The sequence below is a fragment of the Pontibacter coccineus genome, assembly GCF_030546575.1.
Taxonomy (GTDB): Bacteria; Bacteroidota; Bacteroidia; order Cytophagales; family Hymenobacteraceae; genus Pontibacter; species Pontibacter coccineus.
In genome coordinates, this window is sequence record NZ_JAUOTN010000002.1 from 211,398 (window position 1) to 228,153 (window position 16,756).

Sequence of the window (16,756 nt, forward strand, 5' to 3'; positions counted from 1 at the left end):
CAGTTCTTTTGCCGTACCGGGTCCAACCACCCCTGCCCCTACTTGTCCAAGGAGGGGAGTTTCACCCCATCCCAGCCTTCCCCTAAAAACAGGGGAAGGAGCCTGAAACTACCATTTCAAGGTATAAGCGCTGTGGGATTTGACACACACCACTGGCAGGTATAGCAAAAGTAACTTGCACTGAACCTACGAAGCAAATAGCACTAGCCCAGTGCACTAACGACGATTTTGTGTTTGAGCGGTCAGCGAGTTTAAAAGCGTCTTGATTTTTTTGCTTACTGGGGGTAGGGGCCCTCTTTCATTTCATCAAGGAAAAAAGTGAGGCCCGCCCGGCCAGGGCAAGCTATAAAACCAATTAGCTTAAGGTATAGGTAGGTTGAAACTACGCCAGTCATAGGTATAGGTATAGGTATAGGTATAGGTATAACTCACACGGAGCCAGAGAACCCTCTATGGCAGACATAAGCAAGGACGCTCGCGCTATACCTGCACCAGCTTCGCAAAGACAAACAACTCACTCTGTCACAATGCCACAACTCTTTCCTCTGTCTGACACAGGAATTTACACGGCCTGGGCTTTGTTGAGAAGATAAGCATAGCCGATCGGCAAATATGGCAGATGGGCTATACCTGTGTTATTCTGGTATTGTTTTAGAGCATTGCCTTAGATATGTCAGAAAAACACTTTATTTTTGACGATATTGCGAACGCAGAATTTCATTTAAGAACAACCAATACAGATGTTTGATTTTTTCGGTAAAACCGTTGCGAAACTATTCGGAACCAAGTCCGACAGAGATATAAAGGAGGTAGTGCCTTACGTATCCAAGATTAACGCGGAGTACGCGAAGCTTACCAACCTGACCGACGACCAGCTTCGTCAGAAAACGATAGAGATAAAGGGTGTCATTGATGAGCGCCTGAAGCCTACCGACGATAAAATAGCTGCCCTGCACAAGCGTGTGGTTGATGAGACGGAACTGAACATCGTGCAGAAAGAGAGTATCTTCTCTGAAATAGATGAACTGGAGAAGGAGCGCAACAAAGAACTGGAGGTCGTGCTGATGGAAGTGCTGCCTGTCGGTTTTGCCATTGTGAAAGAAACAGCCCGCCGCTGGAAAGAGAACGGTCAGCTGGTAGTAACCGCCAACGACATGGACCGCCAACTGGCTGCCCGCAAGCCGAACGTTCAACTAGACGGTGACAAAGCTGTTTGGGCCAACAAGTGGATGGCTGCCGGCAACGAAATCACCTGGGACATGCTGCACTACGATGTGCAGTTGATCGGTGGTATTGTGCTGCACCAGGGCAAGATCGCGGAGATGGCCACAGGTGAGGGTAAAACCCTGGTGGCAACGCTGCCTGCTTTCCTGAACGCGCTGTCTAAGCGCGGCGTGCACGTTGTAACAGTAAACGACTACCTGGCACGTCGTGACTCCGAGTGGATGGCGCCGTTGTTCGAGTTCCACGGCCTGACCATCGACTGCATCGACAAACACCAGCCTAACTCCGAAGGCCGCCGCAACGCCTACCGCGCCGACATTACCTATGGTACCAACAACGAGTTCGGCTTTGACTACCTGCGCGACAATATGTCACGCGAAACCAAAGACCTGGTACAGCGCAAGCACCATTACGCCATGGTCGATGAGGTGGACTCGGTACTGATTGACGACGCCCGTACGCCATTGATTATCTCTGGTCCGGTACCGCGCGGCGACGAGCACGAATTCTACCAACTGAAGCCACGCATCGCGATGCTGGTGGAGGCGCAGCGTAAAATCGTGAATAACTACCTGACCGAGGCCAAGCGCCTGATCAAGGAAGGAAATACACAGGAGGGCGGTCTTTCGCTTTTCAGGGCCTACCGTGGTCTGCCGAAGAGCAAGCCGCTGATTAAGTTCCTGAGTGAGACGGGTAACCGCGCCATCATGCAGAAGGTGGAAAACCACTACCTGCAGGACAACTCCCGCATGATGCCGGAGGCTGATGAGCCGCTTTACTTCACTATCGACGAGAAGCACAACCAGATCGAGCTGACCGAAAAAGGCATTGACCTGATCACGGGCCAGGGCGAAGATCCGCAGCTGTTCATCTTGCCAGATATCGGCACCGAGATCGCCAACATCGAAAACAACAAATCGCTTAACGAGGAAGAGGCACTGCACGCTAAAGAGAAGCTGATCGCTGACTTCCAGGAGAAGACCAAGCGTGTGCATACCATCAACCAGTTGCTGAAGGCCTATACCTTGTTCGAGAAAGACACGGAGTATATCGTGACGCCGGACAATAAGGTGAAGATCGTAGACGAGCAAACCGGTCGTGTGATGGAAGGCCGCCGCTACTCGGATGGTCTGCACCAGGCCATTGAGGCGAAAGAAAACGTGAAAGTAGAGGATGCGACGCAGACCTACGCCACAGTTACGCTGCAGAACTACTTCCGTATGTACCACAAGCTGTCAGGTATGACAGGTACAGCTGAGACAGAAGCGGGCGAATTCTGGGACATCTATAAACTGGATGTGGTGGTCATCCCAACCAACCGCCCAATCTCCAGACAAGACGAGCACGACAAGGTATACAAAACCACGCGTGAGAAATATAATGCCGTAGCCGACGAGATCGTAGAATTGACAGGGAAAGGCAGACCGGTGCTGGTGGGTACTACTTCGGTAGAGATCTCGGAGCTCCTGAGCCGTATGCTGACGCTGCGCAAGATCAAGCACCAGGTACTCAACGCCAAAATGCACCAGAAAGAGGCCGAGATTGTGGCCGAAGCTGGTAAGCCGGGCACGGTAACCATTGCCACCAACATGGCCGGTCGTGGTACGGACATTAAGCTGACACCAGAGTCGAAGGGTTCAGGTGGTCTGGCCATCATTGGTACGGAGCGCCACGAGTCCCGCCGCGTTGACCGCCAGCTGCGTGGTCGTGCCGGCCGCCAGGGTGACCCAGGTTCTTCGCAGTTCTTCGTATCGCTGGAGGATAACCTGATGCGTCTGTTCGGTTCTGACCGTATCGCCCGTCTGATGGACCGCATGGGGCTGGAAGAAGGTGAGGTGATTCAGCACTCGATGATCACCAACTCGATTGAGCGTGCGCAGAAGAAAGTAGAGGAAAACAACTTCGGACAGCGTAAGCGCCTGCTCGAGTACGACGACGTGATGAACGCACAGCGTGAGGTGGTGTACAAGCGCCGCCGCAATGCCCTGTACGGCGAGCGTCTGGAGCTCGATATCTGGAACATGATCTATGATATCAGCGAGGACATGGTGGTGAACTACAAAAACACAGTTGACTACGACAACTTCCAGCTGAACATCATCCGTGTATTCGGTATCAATACCTCGATCACGGAAGACGAGTTTAAGTCCGGTCAGGCCAACGCCCTGGTAGAGCGTCTGTATAACGAGGCCCTGAACCACTACCTGACCAAGAACAAGCAAATGGCGGAGCAGGCATACCCGATTATCGAGAACATCCACCTGAACCGTGGGCCGATGATCGAGAACGTGGCCGTGCCGTTCACGGATGGCAAGCGCCAGCTAGCTGCCGTGGCTAACCTGACCAAGACGTATGAGTCGCATGGTATGGAGCTGATGCGTGCGATGGAGAAAATCATTACGCTGGGTACCATTGACCAGGCCTGGACCGACCACCTGCGCCAGATGGACGACCTGAAGCAAGTAGTGCAGAACGCGGTGTACGAACAGAAAGATCCGCTGTTGATCTACAAGTTCGAGTCGTTTGAGCTGTTCAAGCGCATGATCGGCAAAGTGAACGAGGAAACAGTTTCGTTCCTGTTCCATGCCTTTATACCTGTACAGGCACCGGAGCAGGTGCAGGAGCCGCGTGTGCCGCAAATGCCAAAGGCGCCGGTGTTGCATGAGCAGAAAGAGGAAGTGCACTCGTCGCTGGATCATAACAGTGGCCCGATGCACGCTCCGGAGCCCGAGAAGATCCTGCCTGCTCACTCGCAGAAAGTGGCCGGACGCAATGACCGCGTGAGTGTGCAGTACAGCGATGGCCGCGTGCTGAAAGACGTGAAATTCAAAACGGTTGAGCAGGATTTGCTCCAGAACCGCTGCGTACTGATTGAAGAATAAGACAAGATAGCCGCCTGCTGAAAAGCCTGGCGGCTATACTTTTTATATGATCATCTAAAAGCAAAGGATATAAAAGCGGGCGCAAAACCCAGTCTTTATATCCTTTACTTTTGTCAAACACATCTTTTGTCAAAAATTATGTCAGGAGAAGAACTTGCTACCTATATAGACCACACCATCCTGCGCCCTGATGCAACAGTAGAGCAGGTGTTGCAGCTGTGTGACGAGGCCCGTGACTTCGGTTTTGCGGCGGTATGCGTGCCACCGTGCCACGTGCAGGCTGCCACTGAGCGCCTGGGACCGGGCGCTCGGGTAAAAGTGGCCACAGTGATCGGCTTTCCATTAGGTTATCAGCACCCGAAAGTAAAGATTCTGGAAATTCACCAGGCCATAGCCGACGGTGCCAACGAGATTGATGTCGTGATGAACGTGTCGTTTTTCAAGTCTGGCAGGTATAGCGACATACAGAGCGAATTGAGCGACCTGGCCAACTTCTGCCATCTGGAAGAGGCGGAACTGAAGGTGATCATCGAGACGGCCTTGCTTTCGCAGGACGAGATTGCCAAGGCATGCGAGATATGTGCTGCGGCCGGGGTGGACTTTGTAAAGACATCGACAGGCTTTGCGTCGGGTGGTGCCCGGGTAGAGGATGTGCAACTGATGCGCCGCGTACTGCCAAACCACATCAAAATAAAAGCATCGGGCGGCATTAAAACATACGCCGATGCTGTCGCGTTAATTGAGGCTGGAGCCGACCGCCTAGGTTGCTCTGCCAGTATCCAAATTGTAAAACATGAACAGAGCGCTTAGTTTTCTTTTTATCATTGCCCTGATAGTGTCGTCGGCCTGCAAGCCCTCGGCAGAGGCCCGCACTAGCTCACCGGACAAAATCAGTGCCCGTGTAGTGGACGACATCAGCGTATACCGTCCTACCTACCCAGCCGATGATGCCAATGCTCCGGCAGCTGCCAGGATAGAACCCACGAACCATGCGAATGCCAAGTTAGCTGTACTGATGGATTCAGTGGCCAGCGTCAACAAGAACATACGCTATGCACAGGGCTACCGTATTCTGGCTTACAACGGCTCGGAACGCCATATCGTGATGGACCTGCGCAAAGCGATCATTGCACGCGTGCCGGAACAGAAGGACTACCTGACTTACCAGCAACCGAACTTCAGGCTCAAGATAGGCGACTACTTCAGCCGTATAGAGGCACAGCAGGTGCTCAACCAGATCAGCGACCTGATACCCAACGCGCACATTGTGCAGGACCAGATCAACATACCGAAGAACTAAGGTATAGCGGTCCGCTACAAGGTATACAGCGTTGCAGTTGCTTAGGCGGCTGCAACGTTTTTCTTTTTATATTTGACAGATTGGAATAAGGACAGTAGTGCCTTATCGCTGAAATACTTACATGATTCAACTCGCACAGAAAATAAAAGAGCTGGCCACGACCTATACTCAGGATACAGTAGGTATACGCCGGCACATCCACGCCAATCCGGAGCTTTCCTTTGAAGAGCATAACACAGCCGCTTATGTAGAGCAGGTGCTGCAAAGCTATGGCCTGGAAACAGCGCGTATGGCTAATACGGGTGTGGTAGCTTTGATTAAAGGAAGAAACCCGGAAAGCAAAACCATTGCCCTGCGTGCCGACTTGGATGCGCTGCCAATCACAGAGCAAAACGCCGTGGATTACAGATCGAAGAACGAAGGCGTAATGCATGCCTGCGGACACGATGTGCACACGGCCTCTTTGCTGGGCGCGGCCCGCATTCTGCAGGAACTGCGCGGAGAGTTTGAAGGCACCGTGAAGCTGGTGTTCCAGCCAGGGGAGGAGAAATTTCCGGGTGGAGCCTCCGTTATGATTAAAGAGGGGGTACTGCAGCAGCCTGCCCCATCAGGTATAATCGGCCAGCACGTGTTTCCAATGCTGCCGGCAGGTAAGGTCGGTTTCCGGTCAGGTATGTACATGGCCAGCGCCGACGAGATCTACATCACTGTGAAAGGCAAAGGCGGTCATGCGGCCCTGCCAGAGCTTAATGTGGATCCGGTCCTGATCACATCGCATCTGATCGTAGCCCTGCAGCAGATCGTGAGCCGCCATGCCAGCCCTAAAGTGCCGACGGTGCTCTCCTTTGGAAAAGTGGAAGCCCTGGGTGCCACCAACGTGATTCCGAACGAGGTGAAGGTAGAAGGCACTTTCAGGACCATGGATGAGGTATGGCGCAAAGAGGCGCACCGCCGTATACGCAAACTGGCCGAAGGGCTCTGCGAAAGCATGGGCGGCAGCTGCGACATCGACATCAAGTTTGGCTACCCTTTCCTGAAGAATGACCCTGACCTGACCGGCCGTGCCCGCGAGGCGGCAGCGCTATACCTTGGGGAGGAAAACGTGGTGGACCTTGACCTGTGGATGGGAGCCGAGGATTTTGCCTATTACTCGCAGGAAGTGGCTGCCTGCTTCTACCGGCTGGGTACCCGCAATGAGGCGCGCGGCATCACCTCTGGCGTGCATACCCCAACGTTCGACATTGACGAAGCCGCGCTGGAAACCGGCAGCGGGCTGATGGCCTGGATTGCCGTACAGGAATTGGAAGCTCAAACAGTAGGATAACCGAAAATGAAAAAACTATACCTGATTCTCTTACTGGCTGTGTTGCCGCTTTTGAGCCATGCTCAGAGCAAAGTAAGTGCGCCTACCGCCCTCTGGCCCGAGCTGCAACTGAGCTACGGCTTGGGCGAAAGTGGCCTGTTGTTTCTGCAGAATCAGTACCGCATCAACACCGACGGCCGCTACAATGGGGTGGGTAGCTTCGAGCGCATCGAGTTCACGCTGGGCTACGAGCACACCTTTACGGAGCACTGGCTGGCGGGTGCTATGTTCCGCTACGCCAAGGAAGACATGCCCTCGAGCAATTTCACGTCGGCTTTCCTCCGCCATGCCGGCACCATCAAAGGCTTATACTTCAACAAACAGCTGACGCTCGATTACGTGAACCAGGAGCGCCGCGATCCATTCGCACGGTTCAGGCTGGGTGCGGAGCTGGGCAAACGGCTTCCATTGGGCGAGCGCTTTATCACACCATCCCTGTCGTATGAGTTGTTGGTGGTAAAGGATTTTGGGGAAGAAACGAACGAGCTGCTGGTACGCACCATCGACCGGACCCGCCTCAGATTAGACGCCACCTACGAGATCAGCGACAAGATCCGCGTTACGCCTTACTTCCTGCGCCAGACCGACTACTATTTTGTGGAAGTGAGTCCGAAATATGATGAAGACGGGGTGCTGGTCGAGCAGGGCTATACCACGAAGCGAAACCGCATCTCGCCTGTGTTTGGGCTGGAGCTGAAGTATACCTTCAACAGATCCATCTCTACAGCCAGCTATACCTACTAGTTCCTGAAAAATTGACAGGAAAGGCTGGTTTATACCTTTAATATAAATGACATTATTTCATGATTTGATAAAATAATCCGGCTGGCAGGCTATTCGCTATACCCTTCTTGTATTGAAAACAACAACTTAAAAAAAGGAGGTAGCTATGGTACTCAGAAAATATAATGGCATGCAGAATGACGTGCCGCAGACTTTCAGCTCCATGCTGGACAGATTCTTCAACGAGTCTGTAAACTCAAGAGGCTTTTCCGGCTTTACGCCACATGTGGATGCCTGCGAAACCGAGAATGGTTACGAGATCGAGGTAGCCCTGCCCGGCATTCGCAAAGAGGACGTTGCCATCGATTTTCAGGAAGGCAAGCTGACCATTTCAGGTGAGCGCCGTTTCGAGAAGAAAGAGGAAGGGCGCCGCTACCAGATGCTGGAAACCCAGTACGGTACATTCTCCCGCTCTTTCTACCTGCCTGACAACGTGAACCCGGACAAGATCTCGGCCCAGTTGCAGGACGGCGTGCTGCTGGTAAACGTGCCAAAAGACGAGCACAAAACCATGAAGCGTCAGATCACGATTGCAGGTGGCGAGGAAGCCAAACAGAACGCCAAGCAAAAACGCGTGACTGCTTCTGAGGATGGTAAATAACAATTAGGAATATAAATTGATAAAAAGGAGGCTACCAAAACTGGCCTCCTTTTTGTTATAAAAATGTTAAAGAGTGCAAATTGCCTTGACTAGGTATACTGCCGTATAGTATATTAGCGTTAAAGGTTTGTTATATATATAATTCTTAATATTTAAAACCCATCAATCAGAAGGAGTTCAATACATGAAGACGAAACAGTTTATTGTTGGCCTCACACTTTCGGCGCTAATGGGCGGCGGTGTGGCAGTAGGCAGCTATAAGTTGCTGGAGAATGATAGTCCGCAGGGGGTAGAGACTCAACAGCAGTACCCAACCGTACGTTACACAAGCGACATGCGCAGCAGCGACGTCATTGTGCCGGAAGGGCTTAACTTTATTAAAGCAGCGCAGGTAACCACGCCTGCCGTCGTGCACGTTATGACCGAGTATAGCGTGCGTTCAGCGCAGCGCAGCAACACGCCCATGGATCCGTTCCTGCGTGAGTTCTTTGGCGACGGTTTTGGCGAGCAGGTGCCGCGTGGTCCGCAAATGGGCTCAGGCTCGGGTGTGATCATTGCCTCTAACGGCTACATCGTTACCAACAACCACGTAATCGACCGTGCCGATAAAATAGAAGTGACGCTGGACGACAAGCGCAAGTTTGAAGCCACGCTGGTAGGCACCGACCCAACAACAGACCTGGCCCTGCTGAAGATCAACGCCGACAAACTGCCTGTGATCCGCTACGGTAACTCCGACGAACTGCAGGTAGGTGAGTGGGTGCTGGCCGTGGGTAACCCCATGAACCTGACCTCTACGGTAACAGCAGGTATCGTGAGCGCCAAAGGCCGTAATATTAACATATTGCGCACCAGCCAGAACCGCGACCTGAGCATTGAATCGTTCATCCAGACGGATGCAGCCGTGAACCCGGGAAACAGTGGTGGCGCCTTGGTGAACCTGAACGGTGACCTGGTAGGCATCAACACAGCCATCGCTTCGCAGACAGGCTCTTTTGCCGGTTACTCTTTTGCCGTGCCATCTGCGCTTGTAAGCAAGGTAGTGGATGATCTGCTGAAGTATGGTGAGGTGCAGCGTGCCCTGCTGGGCGCCGAAATCCGCGAAATTGATGCCGCCTTTGCAAAAGAAAAGAACCTGAACACTCTCAATGGGGTGTACCTGAATCTTGTGGAAGAAGGCGGTGCGAAAGAAGCCGGGCTCCGTGCCGGCGATGTGATCACGGCGATCAACGATGTGAAAGTAGCCCGATCTTCGCAGTTGCTGGAGCAGGTAGCCCGCTACCGCCCTGGTGATAAAGTGAAGGTGGAGTACCTGCGAGACGGTAAGACCCGCACAGCTAATGTGACGCTCAAAAACGTTAACAACAGTACTGAAATATCCAAGCGCAGCACAGCCAACTCCGTAACGTTTGACGGCGCTACCTTTGAAGCGTTGAGCAAACAGGAAATGAACAAACTGGGCATAGACGGCGGTGCCAAGATTTCCAATGTGGACAAGAGCAAGTTCCGCGATACCGGTATGAAGGACGGATTCATCATCACCCGCATCGACAAGTATGCCGTGAATGTGCCAACCGATGTGGAGCGCCACCTGAAGAACTTCGAAACCGGCGTCGTTTACATCGAAGGTGTGTACCCTGACGGTCTCAAAGCTTACTACCCGATCGGGAAACGCTAAGATTTAACCATTCAACAAAAAAGCTTCTGCCAGGCAAGGCGGGAGCTTTTTTGTTTTATTAGAACAGAAAAAAAGGCTATCTTCATGCTGCAGAGCTTCCTGCATACAGGAAATACTGCTTAGAAGATGTTTAAACACCTATAACCCGAAAATAACAGGTAGAATTATGAAACAAGCCATAGATGAAATGCCGATGACAAAGGCCATTGCCGATGTTCTGCAGGAGCTGGGTATAAAAGAACTGAACCCGGCCTACAGCACCGGTTTGAACTGGGGCGGCGAAAACAACAAAACAACCCGCGACATCCTGTCTCCTGCCGACGGCAACCTGATCGCGAGCGTGAACATGGCCACTGCCGACGACTACGAGCAAGTAGTGAAGACCGCGCAGGAAGCCTTTAAGGTATGGCGCACCGTGCCAGCTCCGAAGCGCGGCGATGTCGTGCGGCAGATCAGCAACAAGCTGCGTGAGCACAAAGAGGCGCTAGGCAAACTGGTGAGCTACGAGATGGGCAAGATCCTGCAGGAAGGCCTTGGCGAAGTGCAGGAGATGATCGACATCTGCGACTTCGCCGTTGGCCTGTCGCGCCAGTTGCACGGGTATACGATGCACTCCGAGCGTCCGCAGCACCGCATGTACGAGCAGTATCATCCGCTGGGCATCGTGGGTGTGATCTCAGCCTTCAACTTCCCGGTGGCGGTTTGGAGCTGGAACGCCATGCTGGCAGCCGTTTGCGGTGACGTGACCATCTGGAAACCATCTGAAAAAACACCACTTACAGCCATTGCCTGTCAGCACATTATCCGCGACGTGTTGGCCGAAAATGAGTTGCCGGAGGGAATCTTCAACGTGATCATCGGGGATGCGGAGATCGGCAGCCTGATGGCGCATGACACGCGTGTACCGCTTGTGTCGGCTACAGGCTCTACCCGCATGGGTAAGAAAGTAGGGGAGGCAGTTGGTGCCCGTCTGGGCAAATCTTTGCTGGAACTGGGCGGTAACAATGCCATCATCATCACTGAAAATGCCGACATCGAAATGGCGCTTCGTGCTGTGGTGTTCGGTGCCGTGGGTACCTGCGGGCAGCGCTGTACTTCTACCCGCCGCTTGATCGTGCACGAGAATGTGTTTGATCAGGTACGCGACCGATTGCTCAAGATTTACCCGAACCTGCCGATCGGTCACCCGCTGAGCGACACGACCCTGGTTGGTCCGCTGATCGACAAGGATGCCGTGAAGGCTTTCCTGAACGCGCTGGAAGAAGTGCAGGGCGAAGGCGGCAAGCTGCTGATCGGTGGCGAGGTGCTGGAAGGCGAGCAGTACGCAACCGGTACCTACGTGACGCCGGCCATTGTGGAGGCCGAGAACCATTACCACATGGTGCAGGAAGAGACCTTTGCCCCGATCCTATACCTGATCAGGTATAGCGGTGACGTGGAGAATGCCATCGACATTCAAAACGGGGTGAAGCAAGGTTTGTCTTCGTCCATCTTCTCAACCAACCTACTGGAAACAGAAGCCTTCCTGACCCATTGGGGTTCAGACTGCGGTATAGCCAACGTGAACATCGGCACGTCCGGTGCCGAGATCGGTGGTGCCTTCGGGGGTGAGAAAGACACAGGCGGCGGGCGCGAGTCCGGTTCTGATGCCTGGAGAATCTACATGCGTCGTCAGACCAACACCATCAACTACAGCCGCGAGCTGCCACTGGCACAGGGCATCAAGTTTGATATTGGGTAGTGCGTCTGAATCCGGATTTTCAGGATTTCTTATCGGATGAACTTCAAAATCCTCAAATTCTGAACTATCGGATGCTAACTTTTGGGAATCCCTAAATTTTGCAAATTCTGAACATTACAGGCCAGCTCCATTTGGAGCTGGCTTTTTTTGTGGCTATACCTGACAAATAAGTAAAGCGCCGTAATGCAGCCGTGAGCAACGGATAATTTTTAAAAATATTTTGCAACTTGATGCAACCCAACGCAATTACCTGTGTCTTTAGTGCAGATAGAATGAAGGGAGGGGCAAAATTAAGATGAAGTAAGAGAATAGGTCGACTAACAAGGTAAATAGAACGATAAACGAGGCGATTTTGGAAAAAGGCATTTTTCAGGATGTAAATGCACAGGTTGTGCAGCGCTGCAGGGCAGGGGATAACCGTGCCCAGTATGAGCTTTACAAACTGTATTCCAAGGCCATGTTTAACGTGAGCATGCGCATCACCAACGACTATGCCGAGTCCGAAGATGTGTTGCAGGAAGCCTTCATCAGTGCCTTTAAAAACTTACATTCTTACAAAGCAGAAGCTTCATTCGGGAGCTGGCTCAAGCGGATCGTGATCAATGCATCGGTCAACGCCGTGCGCAAACGGCGCTCGGAGCTGGTGCCGCTCGAAGACCGGCTGGCTGAGGACGTACCTGAGGAAGAGTACGACGATGACACAGAGTGGCAGGTAGAGCAGGTGCGTCGCGCCATACAGCGCTTGCCTGACGGCTACAGAGTGGTGCTCAGCCTATACCTGCTGGAAGGCCTCGACCATGCTGAAATAGGAGAGGTGCTGGGTATAAGCGAGTCTACTTCGAAGTCGCAGTACAGCAGGGCCCGCAAGAAGCTCCTGGAGATTATGAAAGACACACATTCCATGGCCTAGCCGTGGTCAATGATAAAGAAGAGAAAGATGAAAGACAGATTAAAGGATTTTGTGAGTGAAAACCGGGAGGAGTTCGACGTGTTCGAGCCCAGACCGGAGCTGTGGCAGGAGATCTGTACCGAACTGAAGATACAGAAGGCACAGGAAGAGAAGCCCCGCAAAGAAGCCAAGGTGATCAGCATCAATTTCGGGGAGCGCCTCAACTTCACTGCCGACTTCATGTTCATGCGGGTGGCCGCCACCGTTGTGCTCTTGCTGGCCTGTGGCATCACGCTCTGGACAGTGAAGGAGAACAGTCCCGCAACTACCAACACCCTTGCTGCTACTACCGAGACAGGTGAACAGGCATCGGTCTACCAGGTGGCGCCCGAACTTGCCGAGGTGGAGGTATACTATACCAGCCAGATCAACAGCAAGCGCGAAGAGCTGAGTGAGTACGACCTGAAAGTGCTCGGTCTGGACGAAACGCGCGAGATCGATAGCGAACTGGCCCGGCTCGACAGCAGCTATACCCGACTCAAGAATCAGTTATACACTACCCCGAATACCGACCAGGTGATGGCGGCTATGATCAGGAACCTGCAGATCCGGATCGACGTGCTGAACCGTCAGTTGGAAGTGCTTAAGAAAATAGAAACTATAAAAGAACAGGATACTACTGAACCACAGAACAATGAAACTACTACTATTTAAATCGTTGCGCTACCACATAGCCACGCTTTTGGTTATTCTGCCCGCCCTGGCCCTTGCACAGCCCTATGCGCCGGAGCCTTGCCCAAGCCAAACGCCACCTGCACCACCCACCCCAGTCGTGCAGCAGACACTACCGCCCGCCCCTCCAATGCCTCCCGTGGTAGTGCCACATCAGGCGGGCTGCAAGGAAGCCGAAGTTTATACCTACAGTTCAGAAAAGCGCAAGACTTTCGACAAGACCTATAAGGTAAGTAAGTCGGATGTGCTGAACATCAATAACGAGTTCGGTAACGTGCACGTGAATACCTGGAACCGCAGTGAGATACAGGTAAAGGTCGACATCATCAGCCGTGCCAACTCAGAGCAACAGGCGCAGGAAATGTTGAATAAAATTAATGTAGCCGACAGCCGAAGCGGCAACACCATCTCTGTCAAAACCCAAATGGGCTCAATACACTCCAACGGCCGTAACCAGAACTTCGAGATCAACTATACCATCAACATGCCAACTGATAATGCACTGACTGTGAAAAATAAGTTTGGTAGCGTATACCTGCCTGATATGAAAGGGAAAGTAGATTTAAACGTGCAGTACGGTTCATTTAAGGTGGGTAACTTGTCAAATGTGACAAATAACATCAAAGCCTCTTTTTGCACGAATACACAAAACACAATTGGTTTTTTGAATAAGGGAAGTTTGGATTTGGATTACTCTAATGTAAATCTAAATGCCACAAATGGGGTGAATGGTTCATCCAATTTTACAGACCTAATGATCGGGAACCTAGCTGAAGTGCTAAATATGGAGGTAAAATATGGCACTTTCAGGGTAAATAAGGTACAGAAGGACTTTAAAAACATTTCTCTAGATGGCGGCTTCACACCTATCCAGATATACTTTGAAGATGACGCTGCTTTTAATTTTGATGTTAATGTGCAATTCGCCGACTTTAAAGTAGACAGAAATTTAGTGAAGTTCACAAACCTGGAGCAAGGCCATACCTCATCCGCTTATAAAGGCAAATATGGAAGTGCTACACCTAAAGGAACCATAAACATCACCTCAAAGTATAAAGATGTGAAGTTCACAAAATAAATCCCTGATTTGAAACATATTAGCCTCGATTGGGTTGAATAATAGAGTTTGTTTAAGGTAAGAAAAGCCGGCTTGGTTAAGGCCGGCTTTTTCTATGGATGCGGTATAGGAGCAACACCCTAAAGCTGAATGCTGACCAGAATGTTTTATATTTGAATATGACAAACGACAAAGAGCTTCTCAACTCCTCGAAAGCCCCGGAGCCGGTGGGGTTATACCCGCATGCCCGCCGCGTGGGCAATCTTTTGTTCCTGTCTGGCGTTGGACCAAGGGAGCGGGGCACTAAAAAGATCCCCGGTGTGGAATTGGATGAGGCAGGCAACATTACTTCGTACGACATTGAGACGCAGTGCCGCTCCGTGTTCCAGAATGTGCGTTACATACTGGAAGACGCCGGATCGAGCTGGGCAAACCTGGTGGACGTGACTGTATACCTGACCAACATGAAAGATGACTTTGCGACTTACAACCGCATCTACGCTGAGTATTTCAAGGACAACCAGCCTTGCCGCACCACTGTGGAGATCAACAAATTGCCAACGCCCATTGCCATTGAGTTGAAGTGCATCGCCACAATCGACTAGGCTATACCTGCAAACAGAACAGCGATACGTGAACAGCAGAGAAAACGAATTTAAGCAGCGGGCCGCGGCCTACGCGGAACAAGAACAGAAAGCGGCCGGCAAATCAAAGTCGGTGTCGTGGTTGAGGGTGGTGGTGTTCGTAGCGGGCGCTATTGCGGCCTGGCTCTTTTTCAGGGACGGCAACACCAGCGCAGGCATTATCAGCATCGTGGGGTTCTACATCCTTTTTATACTGGTGATGCGCTGGCACAGCCGGCTAGACTACAGGTATAGGCAATTGCAGTTGCTCAGCAAACTCAACCTGCAGGAGATCGACCGGCTACAGGGCAAGCTCCATACCTTCGACGGGGGTAACGCCTTCAAAGACGACCAGCATCCCTATACCTCCGACCTGGATATCTTCGGTCCGGATTCGCTTTTCCAGCTGATGAACCGCTCCGTGACCAGCATCGGGAAGCTGCGGTTGGCTCAGTGGTTTCAGCAAGGGGCACCTATACCTGTGATACAGCGCAGACAGGAAGCAGTGGCAGAACTGGCCCAACCTGACCAGCAAGAATGGCTGCAGCAGGCCATCGTGAAGCCCATGCACTACCAGCATACCGAGACAAACACACAAGAGTTCTTTGACTGGCTACGTGCACAGGACTTGTACAAAGCGCATCCCTGGCTGAAGCTCCTGGTGTTTGTGCTGCCTATATTGACTCTAGCTTCGATTGCGGCCTGGTTCTACGGCTATTCCGGCTACATTGCGGTCGGCTTTCTGGCTATCCAGTATCTGTTGGGTCTCAAGTTCCAGAAGGCGCGCGACGATTACTACGACAAAAGCATCGGCATGTACGAGGCCATGCAAAGCTATACCGACCAACTACGGCACCTGGAGGCACATACTTTTCAGGCGCCGCTTCTGGAAGAAATCAGGACACGTCTCTACAAAGGTAGCACGCCTGCTTCTGTGGCGATTGGCAAGGTAGCCACCATCATCGATTATTTCTCGTGGCGACTCAGCACCCTGATGAGCTTTTTCCTGAATACCATTCTGATGTGGGATTTTGTGTGGATCTACCGGATTGAGTCCTGGAAAGCAGCACATCTGGACCAGGTAGAGAATAGCCTTGATCTGTTGGCAGAGTTCGAAGCGTTGTCCAGCATGGCAGCTTATCAGTACGCACAGCCGCATTTCGCTATACCTGAGTTGAGCGCTATACCTTTCGAGTTTGATGCTGAGCGACTGGCGCACCCGCTTATTTTTTCGGTGGAGCGTATCGCCAATGATTTCCGGATGCAGGGAGCGGGCAAAACCATTGTGGTCACGGGCTCGAATATGTCCGGGAAGACGACTTTCCTGCGCACGGTAGGTATCAACATGGTGCTGGCCTTTATGGGAGCAGCCGTTTGCGCCCGCCGCCTGGCAGTGGCCCCCGCACAGGTATACACGGCCATGCGTACCGCCGATAACCTGGCAGAGAATACCTCTTCTTTCTACGCCGAGCTCAAGCGCCTTCGTATTTTGCTGAACATGACCGAAGGAGAGGAGCCGGTCTTTTACCTTTTAGATGAGATACTCAAAGGTACCAATTCCCGCGACCGCCACGCCGGCGCGATGGCCCTTATCCGCCAGCTGCACCGCCGCACCGCCTCCGGCCTTATCTCGACACACGACCTGGAGCTGGGCGCCATGGAGCAGGAGTTGCCGGGCAGTGTGGAGAACTTCAGCTTCAACAGCACCATCGAGGGCGACAAGATCCTCTTCGACTATACCTTGCACCGGGGTATCTGCCGCAGTTTTAATGCCAGCAAGCTGATGCAGCTGATGGGTATAGAGATGGAGCGGACCGACGCGGCAGGGTAGCGGTGTGTACCTGCCGCCTGATTTTACGTTAGCATACCAACACATTTAACCA

General features: G+C 52.3%; 13 protein-coding genes. All 13 read left to right on the forward strand.

Annotated elements, in window-relative coordinates; genetic code table 11:
- The first annotated feature begins 740 nt into the window (after window positions 1-740).
- The 13 genes from secA to Q4E40_RS04930 all read left to right on the forward strand — a co-directional run bounded on the left by secA (window position 741) and on the right by Q4E40_RS04930 (window position 16,704).
- Window positions 741-4,106: a preprotein translocase subunit SecA gene (gene secA / locus Q4E40_RS04870; RefSeq protein ID WP_303410395.1), complete on the forward strand. Its 3,366-nt coding sequence runs from the start codon at window positions 741-743 to the stop codon at window positions 4,104-4,106.
- A gap of 138 nt (window positions 4,107-4,244) precedes the next feature.
- Complete coding sequence (deoC, locus tag Q4E40_RS04875) at window positions 4,245-4,916, forward strand: deoxyribose-phosphate aldolase (RefSeq protein WP_303410396.1); 672 nt, start codon at window positions 4,245-4,247, stop codon at window positions 4,914-4,916.
- A complete protein-coding gene (locus tag Q4E40_RS04880) occupies window positions 4,900-5,406 on the forward strand; it encodes a sporulation protein (protein ID WP_303410397.1) in 507 nt (168 codons plus the stop codon). Before deoC ends, Q4E40_RS04880 begins: the two co-directional genes overlap by 17 nt.
- A 121-nt stretch (window positions 5,407-5,527) precedes the next feature.
- A complete protein-coding gene (locus tag Q4E40_RS04885; protein ID WP_303410398.1) occupies window positions 5,528-6,730 on the forward strand; it encodes a M20 metallopeptidase family protein in 1,203 nt (400 codons plus the stop codon).
- Between the two features lie 6 nt (window positions 6,731-6,736).
- Window positions 6,737-7,513 carry a DUF2490 domain-containing protein gene (locus Q4E40_RS04890; protein WP_303410399.1) on the forward strand — a complete coding sequence of 259 codons (777 nt, stop codon included), beginning with the start codon at window positions 6,737-6,739 and terminating at the stop codon, window positions 7,511-7,513.
- A 145-nt stretch (window positions 7,514-7,658) separates the two neighbouring features.
- Window positions 7,659-8,153: an Hsp20/alpha crystallin family protein gene (locus Q4E40_RS04895; protein ID WP_303410400.1), complete on the forward strand. Its 495-nt coding sequence runs from the start codon at window positions 7,659-7,661 to the stop codon at window positions 8,151-8,153.
- A 184-nt stretch (window positions 8,154-8,337) separates the two neighbouring features.
- Window positions 8,338-9,831, forward strand: a complete 1,494-nt coding sequence (locus Q4E40_RS04900) for a Do family serine endopeptidase (RefSeq protein WP_303410401.1) — start codon at window positions 8,338-8,340, stop codon at window positions 9,829-9,831.
- Between the two features lie 166 nt (window positions 9,832-9,997).
- Window positions 9,998-11,572, forward strand: a complete 1,575-nt coding sequence (gene amaB / locus Q4E40_RS04905; protein ID WP_303410402.1) for an L-piperidine-6-carboxylate dehydrogenase — start codon at window positions 9,998-10,000, stop codon at window positions 11,570-11,572.
- Between the two features lie 352 nt (window positions 11,573-11,924).
- Entirely contained in the window at window positions 11,925-12,482 is a 558-nt protein-coding gene (locus Q4E40_RS04910) for an RNA polymerase sigma factor (RefSeq protein ID WP_303410403.1), read from the forward strand.
- Between the two features lie 27 nt (window positions 12,483-12,509).
- Window positions 12,510-13,175 (forward strand): hypothetical protein, encoded by a 666-nt coding sequence (locus Q4E40_RS04915; protein ID WP_303410405.1) that lies wholly within the window; start codon window positions 12,510-12,512, stop codon window positions 13,173-13,175.
- Entirely contained in the window at window positions 13,156-14,271 is a 1,116-nt protein-coding gene (locus tag Q4E40_RS04920) for a hypothetical protein (protein WP_303410407.1), read from the forward strand. The genes Q4E40_RS04915 and Q4E40_RS04920 overlap by 20 nt, the downstream gene beginning before the upstream one ends.
- Before the next feature lie 158 nt (window positions 14,272-14,429).
- Window positions 14,430-14,855, forward strand: a complete 426-nt coding sequence (locus Q4E40_RS04925) for a RidA family protein (RefSeq protein ID WP_076669329.1) — start codon at window positions 14,430-14,432, stop codon at window positions 14,853-14,855.
- A 28-nt stretch (window positions 14,856-14,883) separates the two neighbouring features.
- Entirely contained in the window at window positions 14,884-16,704 is a 1,821-nt protein-coding gene (locus Q4E40_RS04930) for a MutS-related protein (RefSeq protein ID WP_303410408.1), read from the forward strand.
- The last annotated feature ends 52 nt before the right edge of the window (window positions 16,705-16,756 follow it).